The organism is Mycobacterium sp. (genome assembly GCF_049683935.1).
Lineage (GTDB): Bacteria > Actinomycetota > Actinomycetes > Mycobacteriales > Mycobacteriaceae > Mycobacterium.
Genome location: NZ_JBAUJR010000328.1, coordinates 1 through 15,926 on the forward strand (window position 1 = coordinate 1; position 15,926 = coordinate 15,926).

12 protein-coding genes and 1 pseudogene are annotated in these 15,926 nt (G+C 68.2%); 9 read left to right on the plus strand and 4 right to left on the minus strand.

Features of this window, described 5'->3' with window-relative positions:
- From WA965_RS19375 to WA965_RS19400, 6 genes and pseudogenes are all read left to right on the plus strand, one after another.
- Window positions 1-209: pseudogene (locus WA965_RS19375) on the plus strand (hypothetical protein); the annotation flags it as partial.
- Window positions 210-278: 69 nt separating this feature from the next.
- Window positions 279-1,607, plus strand: coding sequence for an acyltransferase family protein (locus tag WA965_RS19380; RefSeq protein ID WP_526296598.1), 1,329 nt, complete (start codon window positions 279-281; stop codon window positions 1,605-1,607).
- Entirely contained in the window at window positions 1,597-2,040 is a 444-nt protein-coding gene (locus WA965_RS19385; protein ID WP_526296596.1) for a Fur family transcriptional regulator, read from the plus strand. The genes WA965_RS19380 and WA965_RS19385 overlap by 11 nt, the downstream gene beginning before the upstream one ends.
- 48 nt (window positions 2,041-2,088) lie before the next feature.
- Window positions 2,089-4,320: a catalase/peroxidase HPI gene (gene katG, locus WA965_RS19390; RefSeq protein ID WP_526296594.1), complete on the plus strand. Its 2,232-nt coding sequence runs from the start codon at window positions 2,089-2,091 to the stop codon at window positions 4,318-4,320.
- Between the two features lie 102 nt (window positions 4,321-4,422).
- Window positions 4,423-6,780: a Tex family protein gene (locus WA965_RS19395; protein WP_526447961.1), complete on the plus strand. Its 2,358-nt coding sequence runs from the start codon at window positions 4,423-4,425 to the stop codon at window positions 6,778-6,780.
- Window positions 6,777-7,427: a sensor domain-containing protein gene (locus tag WA965_RS19400; RefSeq protein ID WP_526447957.1), complete on the plus strand. Its 651-nt coding sequence runs from the start codon at window positions 6,777-6,779 to the stop codon at window positions 7,425-7,427. Before WA965_RS19395 ends, WA965_RS19400 begins: the two co-directional genes overlap by 4 nt.
- Before the next feature lie 9 nt (window positions 7,428-7,436).
- Here the strand turns inward: WA965_RS19400 and eutC are convergent, their stop codons facing one another.
- The 3 genes from eutC to eat are packed head-to-tail and all read right to left on the minus strand — an operon-like array spanning window position 7,437 to window position 11,070.
- Entirely contained in the window at window positions 7,437-8,225 is a 789-nt protein-coding gene (gene eutC / locus WA965_RS19405) for an ethanolamine ammonia-lyase subunit EutC (protein WP_526299066.1), read from the minus strand.
- Window positions 8,225-9,631 carry an ethanolamine ammonia-lyase subunit EutB gene (locus WA965_RS19410; RefSeq protein WP_526299068.1) on the minus strand — a complete coding sequence of 469 codons (1,407 nt, stop codon included), beginning with the start codon at window positions 9,629-9,631 and terminating at the stop codon, window positions 8,225-8,227. The genes eutC and WA965_RS19410 overlap by 1 nt, the downstream gene beginning before the upstream one ends.
- Window positions 9,628-11,070, minus strand: a complete 1,443-nt coding sequence (eat, locus tag WA965_RS19415; protein ID WP_526299070.1) for an ethanolamine permease — start codon at window positions 11,068-11,070, stop codon at window positions 9,628-9,630. The genes WA965_RS19410 and eat overlap by 4 nt, the downstream gene beginning before the upstream one ends.
- A gap of 360 nt (window positions 11,071-11,430) precedes the next feature.
- Here eat and WA965_RS19420 point away from each other — a divergent pair, with 360 nt between their 5' ends.
- The 3 genes from WA965_RS19420 (at window position 11,431) to WA965_RS19430 (ending at window position 14,765) form a co-directional block, all read left to right on the plus strand.
- A complete protein-coding gene (locus WA965_RS19420) occupies window positions 11,431-12,426 on the plus strand; it encodes a DUF7159 family protein (protein ID WP_526447959.1) in 996 nt (331 codons plus the stop codon).
- A 77-nt stretch (window positions 12,427-12,503) separates the two neighbouring features.
- On the plus strand, window positions 12,504-13,637 hold the full coding sequence (locus WA965_RS19425) for an acyl-CoA dehydrogenase family protein (RefSeq protein WP_526300292.1): 1,134 nt from the start codon (window positions 12,504-12,506) through the stop codon (window positions 13,635-13,637).
- Window positions 13,638-13,817: 180 nt separating this feature from the next.
- On the plus strand, window positions 13,818-14,765 hold the full coding sequence (locus tag WA965_RS19430) for a GlxA family transcriptional regulator (RefSeq protein ID WP_526300284.1): 948 nt from the start codon (window positions 13,818-13,820) through the stop codon (window positions 14,763-14,765).
- 3 nt (window positions 14,766-14,768) lie between these two features.
- Here the strand turns inward: WA965_RS19430 and WA965_RS19435 are convergent, their stop codons facing one another.
- On the minus strand, window positions 14,769-15,776 hold the full coding sequence (locus WA965_RS19435) for a zinc-dependent alcohol dehydrogenase family protein (RefSeq protein ID WP_526300282.1): 1,008 nt from the start codon (window positions 15,774-15,776) through the stop codon (window positions 14,769-14,771).
- Window positions 15,777-15,926: the final 150 nt, after the last annotated feature.

The following is a 15,926-nucleotide window of genomic DNA, read 5'->3' on the forward strand; positions in this document are numbered from 1 at the left end:
GGGTACCGCACCTGCCGGCTGCCGTGCCGCCTACCGCGGTACCCGTGCCGCCGATCGCGGTTCCGGCTCTGCCGGCGGCGGCCCAGCCGATCGCGATACCGGCCGAGACGGCCGTGGTGCCCGCCCAGCGGTTGGCGGGTGCTCCCCAGAGCGTCCTGCCGCCACCGCTTCCACCGGTGTTGTCGACCCTCTTCGGCGCCCTGCCCTGACCGAACGGCCCGGGGGAATGTGGTAGTTCTACTCATCCGTACCGACCCGGGACGGGGCATGCTGGCGGCATGGCTATAACCCCGCCGGGACGTGACCGCGCCGTCGACGTCGTGCGCCTCGCCGCACTCGTGATCGTGATGTTCGGCCACTGCGCGTTGCTGCTGGCCACCATCGACGGCAACGGTGTCCGGATCGGCAACCTGATCGGCGAGGTTCCCGCCGTCGCTCCGATCACCTGGATCGTGCAGGTGATGCCGTTGTTCTTCCTCGCCGGAGGTGCCGCGGGGGCTTACGGGTACCACGCCGGGACGCCCTGGGGGACCTGGCTGTTCGCCCGCGCGCAGCGACTGTGCCGGCCCGTGTTCTGGTATCTCGCAGCGTGGTCGGTGGGCCTGCTGGTCGTCCGGTTCACGCTGGGTGCCGAGTCGGCAGCCGACCTGGGTGCCGAGAGCGTGGCGCTGCTGTGGTTCCTCGGCGTCTACCTCGTGGTGCTGGCCTTCGTTCCCGCCCTGACACGCATCACCACCGGCCGCGCCGTCGCTGTCATGCTGACGGCGCTGCTCTTGGCCGCCGCCGCAATGGACGGGATCCGGGCCGCTGCCGGCACGCCCGCGGCCGGCATCGCCAACTTCGTGATCGTCTGGCTCATCCCCGTCGCCATCGGCGTGGCCTACGCGCGTCGTCTGATCACCACCCGGGTCGCATTCGCGGTCGCGGTTGCGGCGTTCGCCGCGCAGGTCGCCCTCGTCGCGGCCGGGCCTTACGAAACTTCCCTCGTCGTCACCGGGGTCGAGCATTTCTCCAACACCGCCCCGCCCACGCTGGTGCTGGCGCTGCACTGCACGTGGATGTCGTGTGCCTTCGTGGTGTTCGCCGGCGCGATCCGGCGCTGGGCCGAACGCCCCCGCGTCTGGCGGGTCGTCGCGATCGGCAACGGGGGAGCGATGACGCTGTACCTCTGGCACATTCCCGCCATCGCGATCGCCGCATTCAGCCTGCACGCACTCGGTCTGGACGCCTACGACGTGAACGCCGCCGACTTCTGGGCCCTGCTGGCGCTGCGGGCCGTGGTGTTCGCCGTGGTGATGGCAGTGCTGTTCCAGGCTCTCTCGCCTTTGGAGCACCGCCCGCTGCCGTGGTGGGATGCACCGGTCGGGGCCACCGGCGCCCGCGCCACCGCCGCAGGGGCGCTGATCTGCACCGCCGGTATCGCGCTGGTGCTGATGGCGAAGTTCGGGCTGAGTGGGCCCTCGGGGTGGACGGCGCTCGCCGGCTTCGTCACCGCTGCGGCCGCCGCGAGGTTCTTCGCGGGTGCGTCGGCGCGGCCGGAAACCCACACGCCAGAAGTCTTGATCCCGTCCAGAAAAGGGACCAGTATGACAAGCGATGGCCGATGACCCGGATTTTGCGCACGCGCTGAAGTCCGCGTCACTGCGTGTCACCCAGCCCCGGATCGCGGTGATGCAGGCGGTGGGACGGCATGCGCACGCGGACACCGAGGTGATCATCGATGCTGCACGCCAACGTGTTCCGGATATTTCCCGCCAAACCGTCTACGACGCGTTGAACGCGCTCACCGCCGCCGGACTGATCCGCCGGATCCAACCCGCGGGCTCGCTGGCTCGCTATGAGTCCCGCATCGGGGACAACCACCACCACATCGTCTGCCGGTCCTGCGGTCTGATCGCCGACGTCGACGGCGCCGTCGGTGAAGTGCCGTGCCTCACCGCGCCCGACGATCGCGGCTTCGAGATCGACGAGGCCGAGGTCATCTACTGGGGGCTGTGCTCCGACTGTTCCCCCTCCCACATATCCCGGTCACACCCGTGATCACAGCCCGATCACTCCGCCTGATGAATTGAAAAGAAGGGAAACACCGTGTCATCCGATACCTCCGACGCCCGCCCACCCCACTCCGACAGCGAGACCGCCAGCAACAGCGAGTCCGAAAACCCGGTGATCGACTCACCGAAGCCGAAATCGCATGCACCACTGAGGAATCAAGACTGGTGGCCTGAGCAGGTCGATGTCTCGGTGCTGCACCGGCAGTCCTCGAAAGGCAACCCGTTCGGGGAGAGTTTCGACTACCCTGCGGAATTCGCCAAGCTCGACGTCGAGGCTTTCAAGTCCGACATGCTCGCGCTGATGACCGAGTCGCAGGACTGGTGGCCCGCCGACTACGGCAGCTACGCCGGCCTGTTCATCCGGATGAGCTGGCACGCTGCGGGCACCTACCGCATTTTCGACGGCCGCGGCGGCGCCGGTCAGGGCAGCCAGCGCTTCGCCCCGCTCAACAGTTGGCCCGACAATGCGAACCTGGACAAGGCCCGCCGGCTGCTGTGGCCGATCAAGCAGAAGTACGGCAACAAGATCTCCTGGGCCGACCTGATCACCTACGCAGGAAACGCCGCGCTGGAGTCCGCGGGCTTCAAGACCTTCGGCTTCGCGTTCGGCCGCGAGGACATCTATGAGCCCGAGGAGATCCTGTTCGGCCAAGAGGACACCTGGCTGGGCACCGACAAGCGCTACTCCGGCGAACGCGAGCTGGCCGAGCCGTACGGCGCCACCACCATGGGTCTGATCTACGTCAATCCCGAAGGCCCCGAGGGTAAACCGGATCCGCTGGCCGCCGCACACGACATCCGCGAGACCTTCGGTCGGATGGCGATGAACGACGAGGAGACAGCCGCTCTGATCGTCGGCGGCCACACGCTGGGCAAGACCCACGGCGCCGGCGACGGCGACCTGGTGGGTGTCGAGCCCGAAGGTGCGCCGATCGAGCAGCAGGGGCTCGGCTGGAAGTGTCCGTTCGGTTCTGGCAACGCCGGCGACACCATCACCAGCGGCCTCGAGGTCGTCTGGACCGGGACGCCGACGCAGTGGAGCAACGGATACCTCGAGATCCTCTACGGCAACGAATGGGAGCTGACCAAGAGCCCCGCCGGCGCCTGGCAGTTCGAGGCGAAGGACGCGGAGGCGACGATCCCGGATCCGTTCGGCGGCCCGCCACGCAAGCCGACGATGCTCGTCACCGACGTCTCGATGCGGGTCGACCCGATCTACGGTGAGATCACCCGGCGTTGGCTCGACCACCCCGAAGAGATGAACGATGCGTTCGCCAGGGCCTGGTACAAGCTGCTGCACCGCGATATGGGTCCGGTCAGCCGCTACCTGGGACCGTGGATTCCCGAGCCGCAACTGTGGCAGGACCCGGTTCCCGCCGTCGACCACGAGCTCATCGACGACAAGGACGTCGCCTCGCTGAAGGCCACAGTGCTCGACGCCGGCCTGTCCGTACCCCAACTGGTCAAGACGGCGTGGTCGGCAGCGTCGAGCTTCCGGGGGACCGACAAGCGGGGCGGCGCGAACGGCGCGCGGCTCCGGCTGGAACCGCAGCGCGATTGGGAGGCCAACGAGCCCTCCGAGCTGGCCAAGGTGTTGCCGGTCCTCGAGCAGATCCAGCAGGACTTCAACGGATCGGCAGGCGCCAAGAAGGTGTCTCTGGCCGACCTGATCGTCCTGGCCGGATCAGCGGCGGTCGAGAAGGCCGCCAAGGATGCCGGGCACGACATCCAGGTGCCTTTCGCGCCCGGGCGCACCGACACCTCACAGGAGGACACCGATGCCGAGTCGTTCGCGGTGCTCGAACCGCGAGCCGACGGCTTCCGCAACTTCGTCCGGCCCGGCGAGAAGGCACCGTTGGAACAGCTTCTGGTGGAGAAGGCCTACATGCTGGACCTCACCGCACCGGAGTTGACGGTGCTCGTCGGCGGCCTGCGTGCGCTGGGCGCCAACCACGGCGGCTCCACGCACGGCGTGTTCACCGACGCGCCGGGCACGCTGACCAACGACTTCTTCGTGAACCTGCTCGACATGGGCACGGAGTGGAAGCCGTCGAAGTCGTCGGAGAACGTCTACGAGGGCTTCGACCGCGCCACCGGGCAGACCAAGTGGACGGCCACCGCCAACGATCTGGTGTTCGGATCCAACTCGGTGCTGCGGGCGCTGTCCGAGGTCTACGCACAGGCCGACAGCACGGACAAGTTCGTCGCGGATTTTGTCACGGCCTGGGCCAAGGTGATGAACAACGACCGCTTCGATCTGCGTTGAGCCGCAACGGGGATCGCTGAATCCCCGGGCACCCATCTGCGCGACGACGAGGCGGGTCCGACCTCCGCGCCCGCCTCGTCGTCGGTGGCCTTCGGTAGGGTTCTGCCCGTGAAATCGGTCAACGCCCGTCTCGCTGAGGAACTCGCTGTCGGGGAGGGTCAGGTCGTCGCCGCGGTGCGGTTACTCGACGAGGGTGCGACGGTTCCGTTCATCGCGAGGTATCGCAAAGAGGTCACCGGCAGCCTCGACGACGGGCAGTTGCGTTCGCTCGAGGATCGGCTCGGGTATCTGCGCGAGCTCGACGACCGGCGCAACGCCGTGCTGGCCTCGATCACCGAGCAGGGGAAGCTCACCGACGAGCTGAGACGCTCGTTGATGGCGGCGGACACCAAGGCGCGGGTGGAGGACATCTACCTGCCCTACAAGCCGAAGCGGCGGACCAGAGCGCAGATCGCCCGGGAAGCCGGACTCGAGCCGCTGGCCGACCAGTTGCTCTCCGACCCGGCGACGGTTCCGGAGGTCGCGGCGGGCGATTTCCTCGGCGAGGCCGTCGCCGACACCGCCGCGGCGCTGGAGGGCGCCCGACACATCATCGTCGAACGGGCCGCCGAGGATGCCGAGCTCGTCGGCGCGCTGCGCGAACGGTTCTGGGAGAAGGGCTCGTTGCGGTCCCGACAGTCCTCCGAGGTGGCCACCGGCAGCGCGGCCGACCAGAAGGCGCAGAAGTTCCGGGACTACTTCGAGTTCTCCGAATCTCTGTCCACGATGCCGTCGCACCGGGTGCTCGCGGTGCTGCGCGGCGAAAAGGAACAGGTTCTCGCGCTGACCCTCGACGGCGGCAGCGACGATGACGACGTGTACCAGGCGATGATCGCCAGAGCCCTCGGCATCAACATGACCGCGGCTGCGGCCGCGACACCGTGGCTCGTGAACACCGTCGGTTTTGCGTGGCGCACCAGGCTGTCCGTCTCCGCGGCGGTGGACGCCCGGGTACGGCTGCGACTGCGCGCCGAGGAGGACGCCGTGGCGGTGTTCGCCAAGAACCTCAAGGACCTTCTGCTCGCAGCCCCCGCCGGCAACCGTGCCACCCTCGGTCTGGATCCGGGCTTCCGGACCGGCGTCAAGGTCGCGGTCGTCGACGGCACCGGCAAGGTGGTGGACACCTGCGCGATCTTCCCGCACCAGCCGCAGAAGCAATGGGATGCGGCGAAGGCAACGCTGGCGGCACTCGTCGCCCGGCACGGGGTCGAGTTGATCGCGGTCGGAAACGGCACGGCATCCCGCGAGACCGATGCCCTAGCAGCCGAACTCATCGCCGACATCCGCGGCGCCGGCGCGCCCGCACCTGCGAAGGCCATGGTGAGTGAGGCCGGGGCTTCCGTCTACTCCGCCTCCGCCTACGCGGCACACGAACTGCCTGAACTCGACGTCACGCTGCGAGGAGCGGTGTCGATCGCCCGCCGGCTACAGGATCCGTTGGCCGAGCTGGTCAAGATCGAGCCCAAGTCGATCGGCGTCGGGCAGTACCAGCACGACGTGACTCCGGGGATCCTCGCCCGCAGCCTGGGCGCAGTGGTCGAGGACGCGGTCAATGCCGTGGGTGTGGATCTGAACACCGCCTCGGTGCCGCTGCTTGCCCGCGTCTCGGGCATCACCGAAACCCTTGCCGAAGCGATCGTCGCGCACCGAGACCAGACCGGTCGATTCCAGAATCGTCGCGCGTTGCTCAAGGTTCCGAGGCTGGGTCCCAAGGCTTTCGAACAGTGTGCCGGGTTCCTCCGGATCCGCGACGGGGAGGATCCGCTCGATGCGTCGGGTGTGCACCCCGAGGCCTATCCGGTGGTGCGGCGCATCCTGGACCGCTCCGGAGTCACCCTCGCCGAGATCATCGGTGACGAGCGGGCGCTGCGGTCCCTGCGACCGGCCGAGTTCGCCGACGACCGCTTCGGCATCCCGACCGTCACCGACATCCTGGCCGAACTCGAGAAGCCCGGACGCGATCCGCGCCCGGCTTTCACGACCGCGACGTTCGCCTCCGGCGTCGAGAAGGTCGGGGACCTCAAGGCGGGCATGGTCCTCGAGGGCGTGGTCACCAACGTCGCGGCCTTCGGGGCCTTTGTCGACGTCGGCGTGCACCAGGACGGTCTGGTCCATGTCTCGGCGATGGCGGATCGTTTCGTCTCCGACCCGCACGAGGTGGTGCGCTCCGGTCAGGTCGTGAAGGTGAAGGTGCTCGACGTCGATGTCGAGCGGCAGCGAATCGGGCTGAGCCTGCGCCTGAACGACGCGCCGCCACAGCGGGCGGCGACCGGCGAGCGTCCCAAGCGTGCGCCGGCACCTCGGGAGGCCCCCGGCAAGGGCCGAAAGCCCAAACGCACCAACGACTCCGGTCGCCGGGAGACGACGTCGTCGAGCGGGTCGATGGCTCAGGCGCTGCGGGACGCGGGTTTCGGGCGGTGACTCCCGCCGTGCGCCGCCTCTCGGTCACCGCGGCGGTGCTGGCCGTCGCGATGGTCGGCGGCTGCACACGGCACCTAGATGACGCGACGCCGACGCCGGCTGCGCTGGCCGCTCCCATCACGGCATTGCAGGTCGTCGATCTGCTCAGCCCCGAAGTCCTCGGTGAGGACGGCAATCTGTTCGTCACCGCCGAACCCGTACGGTGCAGCGGGCTGGCGCAGGAGGTGGACCCGCCGTTCCTCGACGCGCACCGGCCGCTGGCCACCGACGGCGGTCACTGGACCACCGACGACGGTGCGGTGTTCGTCGAGGAGATGGTCGCGGTGTATCGCTTCGATTTCGACCCCGCCGCAGCCCTCGCCGATGCCCGTCGGACGATCGACACCTGCCGCGGCACACCGCTGACCGTGACCACGATGCAGGACCGCACGTATCTCTTCGACGTCGGAGATGCGGGCGAAAGCCCGCAGCGCAGCGTCGTTTGGACGCTGCGTGCTGCCGACTGGAACTGTGACAACACGTTGGTCGCCGCACACAACGCGGCGATCGAGATCACCGCCTGCGGAGCCGCCGGCGGTTTCGACGTGGCTGCACTCGCCGAGGACGCGCTGGCCCGGATCGACATGCTGGCCAACACCACGACATGACAATGGCCGCTAAGCGGTGACCTGCCCGGTCCCGCCGGACAGCGCCGCGCGGCTGGTGTCCTTCAGGTCGACGCCGGATCTCCCGAGCCGACGGGCCCCGGCCACCAGCGCAGCGGTGGTCCGCGCCGCGCTCTGGTAGCCCAGACCGTCGGGCGGGTGGATGTTGGAGATGCAGTTGCGGTCGGCGTCGGAGCGCCCCGGGCGCGGCAGATGGGTCAGATAGATGCCGAGACTGTCGGCGACCGACAACCCCGGCCGTTCGCCGATGATCACGACGAGAGTCGAGGCGTCGAGCGCTGCGCCGATGTGATCCCCGAGCGCCACCCGCGCCTGAGTGGCGATCACCGGCGGAGCCAGGCGGTAATGGCCGTCGAATTCCGCGATCAAAGCAGCCAGCAATCCCGTCGCGTGGTCGGTCAGCGCGCGTGGCGACAGCCCGTCGGCCAGCACGAGTGCGATGTCGGCTTTCGGTCCCGAATCGGGAGCGGGCAGTTCGGTCCAGTCGGCAGGCACCCGGCCCAGGTCGGGCCGTCGCAGGTACTCGCCGCGACTGGATGCGCGGCTGTGCACGTGCACGGGCGCGCCGATGCCCAAGGATTCGACAGCGTCGCTGAGTCCGTGGATGTCCAGCGGCTCGTGGACTGCGTCGCGGGCCGCCGAATGGGCGGCCTTGAACTCCAGGACCCGGTGTGACGGAAGCGAATTGCCGGTGCGTCCCAAACCGATGCGCGCCTGCGTGGTGCGGCGCAGCGGTCCCCACACGTCCTCGGCGGGTGAGCGGTCCTCCTCCGCGGACATCAGCCCGCCGCCAACCCGAGCAGCGGGGAACCGGCCGGGTCGACCGGCAGGACCCGTCCGTCGCTGTCGGCCATGCCCAGCCGGGCCAACCACGCCTCGAACTCCGGTGCCGGCCTCAGGCCGAGAGCCTTGCGAACGTACAGCGCGTCGTGGAACGACAGGCTCTGATAGCCGAGCATCACGTCGTCGGCGCCGGGCACCGTGATGACAAACGCCACTCCCGCGACACCGAGCAGGGTCAGCAGCGTGTCCATGTCGTCCTGGTCGGCCTCGGCATGATTGGTGTAGCAGACGTCGACACCCATCGGCAGACCGAGCAGCTTGCCGCAGAAGTGATCCTCCAGACCTGCGCGCACGATCTGCTTACCGTCGTAGAGGTACTCGGGACCGATGAACCCGACGACGGTGTTGACCAGCAACGGGTCCAGGGCCCGGGCCACCGCGTAGGCCCGGGTCTCCAGGGTCTGCTGATCCACCGGATGACCCCCGGCACCCAGATGTGCGTGCGCCGACAGGGCCGAACCCTGCCCGGTCTCGAGGTACATCACGTTGTCGCCGACCGTGCCGCGTTTCAGCGAACGCCCGGCCTCGTTGGCTTCGGCCAGCATCGGCAGCGTGATGCCGAAACTCGTGTTGGCGCCCTGGGTTCCGGCGATGGACTGGAATACCAAATCGACCGGGGCGCCCCGCTCGATGAGTTCCACGGTGGTGGTGACATGGGTGAGCACACACGACTGCATCGGGATCTCGAAGCGCTGCCTGATGTCGTCGAGCAGGTGCAGCAGATCGGAGGTCGCCTGTGGCGAGTCGGTAGCCGGGTTGATGCCGATCACCGCATCCCCGCAGCCCATCAGCAGGCCGTCGAGGGTGGCAGCGGCGATGCCGCGCGGATCGTCGGTCGGGTGATTGGGCTGCAGACGTGTGGTCAGGGTGCCCGGCACTCCGATCGAGGTCCGGAACGCCGCGCTGACCGTGCACGCTGCGGCGACGGCGATCAGGTCCTGGTTGCGCATGATCTTCGACACCGCCGCCACCATCTCCGGGGTCAGTCCCGCGCCGACGGCAGCGAGTTGCTGCGCACTGTGCGGGTCCGACGCGGTGTGCAGCAGCCAGTCGCGGAACCCGCCGACCGTGAGGTGGGAGACGGGGGAGTACGCCTCGCGGTCATGGGTGTCGATGATCAACCGGGTGACGTCATCGGTCTCGTACGGCACCACCTGCTCGTTGAGGAAGGTCGACAGAGGGAGGTCAGCGAGAACCCAGGCCGCCGCGGCCCTTTCGGCGTCCGACTCCGCCGCGCAACCGGCGAGTTCGTCGCCGGAGCGCAGCGGAGTGGCCTTGGCCATCACCTCGACGAGTCCGTCGAACTGATAGGTGCGGCCTGAGATCTGCTGACGGTAGGTCACCTCAGTTCGTCCTCGGCGGCGGACAGCGCCGCGAACTCCTCGTCGGGGGAGTTGGCGACCAGATGGTGCCGGCTGTAGAACCCGAAGTAGGCCATGAACGCCAGGAACACGACCACACAACCGAACGCGGCGGTGCTGTCCACGAGGAACGTCGCGATGACGGCCAGGACGGCGATCACGAGGGCGAACCCGGTGGTGACGACGCCGCCGGGGGTCCGGTAGGGCCGAGGCATCTCGGGTGCGCGCTTGCGCAGCACGATGTGGCTGACCATCATCAGCACGTAGCTCAGGGCCGCGCCGAAGACCGCCATGTTCAGCAGCAGGGCGCCCTGGCCGGTCAGCGACAGTACGAACCCGATGATGCCGGGCACCACGAGCGCCAGCGTCGGTGCCTTACGGGAGTTCGTCACCGACAGCACCTTCGGCAGATAGCCGGCCCGCGACAGCGCGAACAGCTGGCGCGAGTAGGCGTAGATGATCGAGAAGAAGCTCGCGATCAGACCTGCCAGCCCGATGTAGTTGACGACTTTGGCCATCGTGCCGTCGCCCAGTGCTTCGACGAGGGGGTTGCCGGATTCCGACATCGCGGCGGCTCCGCCGGCGCCGGTGGTGAGGACCAGGACGGTCACGCAGGTGACGAGCAGGACGCCCATCGCGGCGATGATGCCCCGCGGCACGTTGCGCGCCGGATCGGCCGCCTCCTCGGCAGCGAGCGGAACGCCCTCGATCGCCAGGAAGAACCAGATCGCGAACGGAATCGCCGCCCAGATGCCCAGCAGGCCGAACGGCAGCCACTCAGAAGCCCCGGTGGCTCCCACGTCTACGGCGATGTCGGTGAGATTCGCCGAGTCGAATTGACCGATCGCCGAGACGGCGAACACGATCAGACCGACCAGCGCGATACCGGTGATCACGAACATCACCTTGAGCGCCTCACCCACGCCGGCCAGGTGGATGCCGATGAAGATGGCGTACACGGCGAGGTAGACCCACCACCCGTCGGTGATGCCGAACAGGTTCAGCGATTCCACATAGGCACCGATGAAGGTGGCGATGGCGGCGGGGGCGATCGCGTACTCGATCAGGATCGCGGTGCCGGTCGCGAAGCCGCCCCAAGGGCCGAGTGCTCGGCGCGCGAAGGTGTAGCCGCCCCCGGCTGCGGGGAGCGCGGACGACATCTCGGCCATACCGAGCACCAGGGCCAGGTACATGCCCGCGATGATGACCGCGGCGATCGCCAGGCCGCCGAATCCGCCCTCGGCCAGGCCGAAGTTCCAGCCCGAGTAGTCGCCGGAGATGACGTAACCGACACCGAGGCTGGCCAGCAGCAGCCATCCCGCGGAGCCCGATTTCAGCTGGCGCTTCTGCAGGTAGGCATCCGACTCCCGATATTCTTCGACACCGCGTGGATTGTGCCTGGGACGACTGTCGCTACTCATGACATGAGACTCCGTTCGAAGGTGTGAGCCATCACACTATGCACCACGGGACTCCAATTGCGTTGCATTCTGGCTTGAATTTCGTTGCGAGGCAATGAAATAACTGGGATCGCACGAGGAGAACCGCCAACGGCGACGACGCCGTCGCACTCGGCGGCGCGCGCACCTCGCGCACCGGCGTTACGCTCCTGCCGAATCAGTCGGGCATTCGGGCCAGAGGTCTAAAGGTCGTTCTGACAACCTTTAGATCAGGAGCCTATTGGCTCGTCTGGACGTTGTCCACCCCTGGTTGCTGTAACAGCGCGCTCGAGGTGTCCGATAAATCGCTCACATACGGTTCGGAGGCGGGAAGGGGAGCACGTGCGGTCGGTGCTGGGACTTTCGCTGAACTCCGATGACGTCGCCTGGGTTCTGGTGGACGCCGGTGACGGCACCGTTCTCGACCACGACGCATTCGATCTGCAACACGACGCCGAGATCGCCGGCGCGGCCGCCCGCGGCGCCCACGCCATCGCCAGAGCCTGCGGATTCGAGGTCGATCGGGTCCGTCTGACGTGGAGCGACGATGTCGCCGATGACGGCCTTCGATTGCGGACCCGGCTTGCATCCCAGGGCTTCAGAAATGTCGAGGCCGTGCCGATGGCACGTGCGATGGAAGCCTCGGACCATCCGCGCGCCTGCGAGCTCGCGCCACGGTCGGCATCGGCATACGGTGCCGCACGCGCCGTCGTCCCCATCGGCGAGGCCATCACCGTCCCTGTGGTGCAGCAGATCCCGCCACGTCGCCGGATCCGTCGGCGGCGCATCGTGTCGACGGCGCTCGGCGTGGCCGCAGCGGCGGTCCTGGGGGTGCTCTGTCTCTCCGCCGGTGCGGTGCCGCAGGCTGAACCCGGTTCGACGACGGCAGTGCAACCCGGATCTGCCGATGCCGGTTGGGCGGCGGTTCCCGCACCGTCCGACGCTGCCGCCAACACAGTGCGCAGAGTGGTCGCCACGCCGACCCCGGTCCGGCGAGCGGCCGCCGCGCCGGCACAGGCTTACGTCCCCGAGCCGGCCGTGCCGGAGCAGCCCTACGTCCCCGAGCAGGCCTACGTGCCGGAGCAGCCCTATGTCCCCGAGCAGGCTTACGTCCCCGAACAGGCACCCGTTGCCGTCGCGCCCGAACCGGCCACCGAACCCGCCACGGTGGCCCCCGAACTGGCCACCGAACCCGCTGCCGCGCCCACCGAACTGCCACACCTCTCCGACGCGCAGCACGTGGTGGGCCCCGCCCCGGTGGCTCCCGGCCCGGTTGCCGACCCGGCGGCCGCACCGGAGATGACAGAATTGACCAATGTGTTCACTGCCTTGCCCTGAACGCGTACGGTCGACTCGTGACGCAGGTATCCGAGGTTGCCCACGCCCCTGACCACATCGTCGGACTCGCCCGCGAGATGCGCGATCTGGTGTTCGCCGAGGCCGCTGCGTGCGAGCAGAACCGCACGCTGACAGCGCCGGTCGTCGAGACGATGTGGTCCACCGGTCTGATGTCGGCCTTCAACCCCGTCGACGCAGGTGGCCTCGAGCCGTCGTTCGCTGAGATGATCGAGACCTGGATCGAAATGGCTTGGCAGGACGGATCATTCGGCTGGACCGGGATCGCCAACCTGCCGTCGGCGTTCGCCGCGGCGACGTATCTGCCCGACGACGGTTTCGCCGAGGTGTTCACCGCCAACAACAACCACGTCACCATGGGCGGTCAGTTCTTCCCCAACGGTCAGGGTGTCGCCGTCGAGGGCGGTTACCGGCTGACCGGGTCCTGGAGCTTCGGGTCGGGCACCGGTCACGCCGAGTACGTCGCGGCCGGATTCATGCCGATGGTCGACGGCGAGATGCAGTGGGTCAGCGAGGGCGTGCCCGACATGCAGGTCGCCGTGGTGCCGCGCGACCAGGTCGAGTTCAAGGACGGCTGGCATGTACAGGGACTCAAGGGCACCGGGTCGTACGACTACGCCATCAACGACGTGTTCGTCCCCCACGGACGCACGTTTGCGCTTTTCAGCCGTGAGCCCAGACGGGGGAGTTCACCCGCCACCCGGATGGGGATGATGCCGGTGACCGCAGCAGGCCATGCCGCGTGGGTGCTCGGGGTCGCCAAGAGCATGCTCGACGACGTTGCGGAGATGGCGGAGACGAAGTTCCGGATGAGCGACATGGCGGCACTGGCCAGCCGTCCCACATTCCAGAAGGGCCTGGCCCACCACGTGGCTGCCTGGCGCGCCGCGCGGCTGCTCGTTCTCGATGCGTTCACCACAGCCGAGGCCGCCGTTGCCGACGGCGGAGAGCTCACGCCGACGCTACGGGCCGACATGCGGGTCGCGGCGGTATTCGCCACCGACACGGCCAGGGGTTGCGCCGAATGGGCTCACCTCGTCGCTGGAACCAGCGCCATCCGCGAGGGCACTCGACTCGAGCGGGCGTTTCGCGACGTCTACACCGGAACGCAGCACGCCTTCATCAGCGAGAAGGTGGCAATCGATGCGGCACAGGTGTGGCTGGGGATCGTCGAGGACCAGTTCGGCCTCTGACCGGTCAACCCCGTTGTGTGGCTTGGGATTCGGCCCGGTCCCGCCTAGCCTCAAGAGCCGCTTGATTTCCCCCGTGCCGCGGCGCCGCCCCGGGGCGATGCGCACGGATGGCGATAGTGGGCATGCGTGCAAAAATGATGACGCGGTCGGCGCGCGTCGGCCAGATCGGAGTCGGGTGTGATGCGGCGGCCGCATCAGGTGGTGGTCCTGGTGCTCGATGGTGCGCGCCCGCTGGACGTCGGAATCCCGGCGGAGGTGTTCCATCCGGAGTCGGGGTTCCCCTACGAGGTGTCGGCGTGCGGGGTCACCGCCGGAACGGTGCCGTCCCACGGCAGCTTCGGCTACACAGTCCTGCGGGGCCTGGACGCGCTGGCCGACGCGGACACGGTCATCGTCCCGGGGTACGCCCCGGCGGGCCGGCCGATACCGGTGGAGGTGTGCGAAGCGCTCCGCAGCGCCGCGTCCCGTGGGGCACGCATCGCGTCGATCTGCTACGGCGCATTCGCTCTCGCGGATGCCGGCCTGCTCGACGGTCTGCGGGCGACGACGCACTGGGATGCGGCGGAGAAACTCGCGCAGCGACATCCGCAGATCGCGGTCGAGCCGAATGTGCTCTTCGTCGACGAGGGAGACATCCTCACCTCGGCGGGGGCTGCCGCCGGTCTGGACCTGTGCCTGCACATCGTTCGGCGCGACCTCGGCGTGGGCGCGGCGAAGGAAATCGCACGAGCACTCGTGACCGCGCCCTACCGGACCGGGGGTCAGGCCCAGTACCTGCCGAAGATCAGCGCGGCAGCCCATGGCGACACCCTCGCCGCGACGCGCGAATGGGCCCTGACGCGGCTCGACCAGCAGCTCACGATCGCCGGACTCGCCGCACACGCGCAGATGTCTCCCCGCACGTTCCTGCGCCGCTTCGCCGAAGAGACCGGCAGCACCCCGCTGCAGTGGATCCTCCAGGCACGGGTCGACACCGCCCGCGAGCTCCTGGAGAGCACCAGGCTGTCGGTCGACCGCATCGCCGAAAAGGTCGGCCTGGGAACCGGGTCGAACCTTCGACTGCATTTTCGCCGGCTTCTGGACGTGTCTCCCACCGAGTACCGCGCCACTTTCTCTGGGCGGAGCTGACAGCTACGAGATGCGAGGGGGAAGCGCAACGGAGTCGCCCGCCACGTCGATCGCGACCTTGCCGCGGAGTGCATACGACCGCCTGTTCTCCAGGAGCTCGTGAGCCTCTCCCGTCCGGGCGAGCGGAAGTGTCGCGCCGATGACCGGCTTCACGTGACCGCGCTCGACCAGCGTGGTGAGCGAGTCCAGCTTTCCTCGGTTCTGCCGGGTGAAGACGAAGTGATAGGCGGCGTTCTTACCCCACGCTTCGATGAGGTTCTGCGGCTGCGCGATGTCGACGATGCTGACGACGCGTCCGGAGTCGGCGAGCGTCAGCGGGCTTCGGGTGAGCGCGTCGCCGCCGATCGTGTCGAAGACGACATCGACGCCGGTGCCTCGCGTCAACTCGGCCACGGCATCGACGTAGTCGGCCGACGTGTAGTCGATTGCCGCGTCGGCTCCGAGGGAGCGCACGAACTCGTGGTCGCCGGCTTTCGCGGTGGTGATCACCCGTGCGCCCATCGCTTTGGCGACCTGGATCGCGATCGTGCCGACGCCGCCCGTGCCGCCGTGGATGAGTATCGTCTCGCCGACGGTGAGCTGAGCTCGCGTCACCAAGGACTCCCAGACCGTTCCGCCGACGAGCGTCAGGCTCGCCGCCTCCAGGTGGCTGAGGTTCTCCGGCTTGCGGCCGACGAGGTCGACGTCGGCGACGTGCTGCTCGGCGTAGGAGCCGGGACCGCCGAAGATCTGGGGCATGTAGTAGACCTCATCACCGGCGCGGAACTCGCTGACGTGGGATCCGACTTCCTCGATCACACCGGAGATGTCATGCCCGATGATCGCCGGCAGCGGCACGAGGTCCACGTAGTCTCCGCGACGGATCTGATAGTCGAGCGGATTGACAGCGGTCGCATGGACACGCACCCGCACCTGACGAGGTCCAACGGGTGGAACCGAGACATCCCGCAACTCGAAAGCATCGGCCCCTCCGAAACGGGCGAGTACAACGGCCTTCATCACATCAGTCATAACGGTGTTCCTCACTGCGGTTCTGGGTGCGCGACATGGTTCCGGGGGTGCGACACCCCGAGACGGACGGTTCACTCCCAGTGTCGCGCACACGACCCAGCCACTTCCAGTGGCGGCAACGCCAATATCCGCGAGAATAATGACACGCCG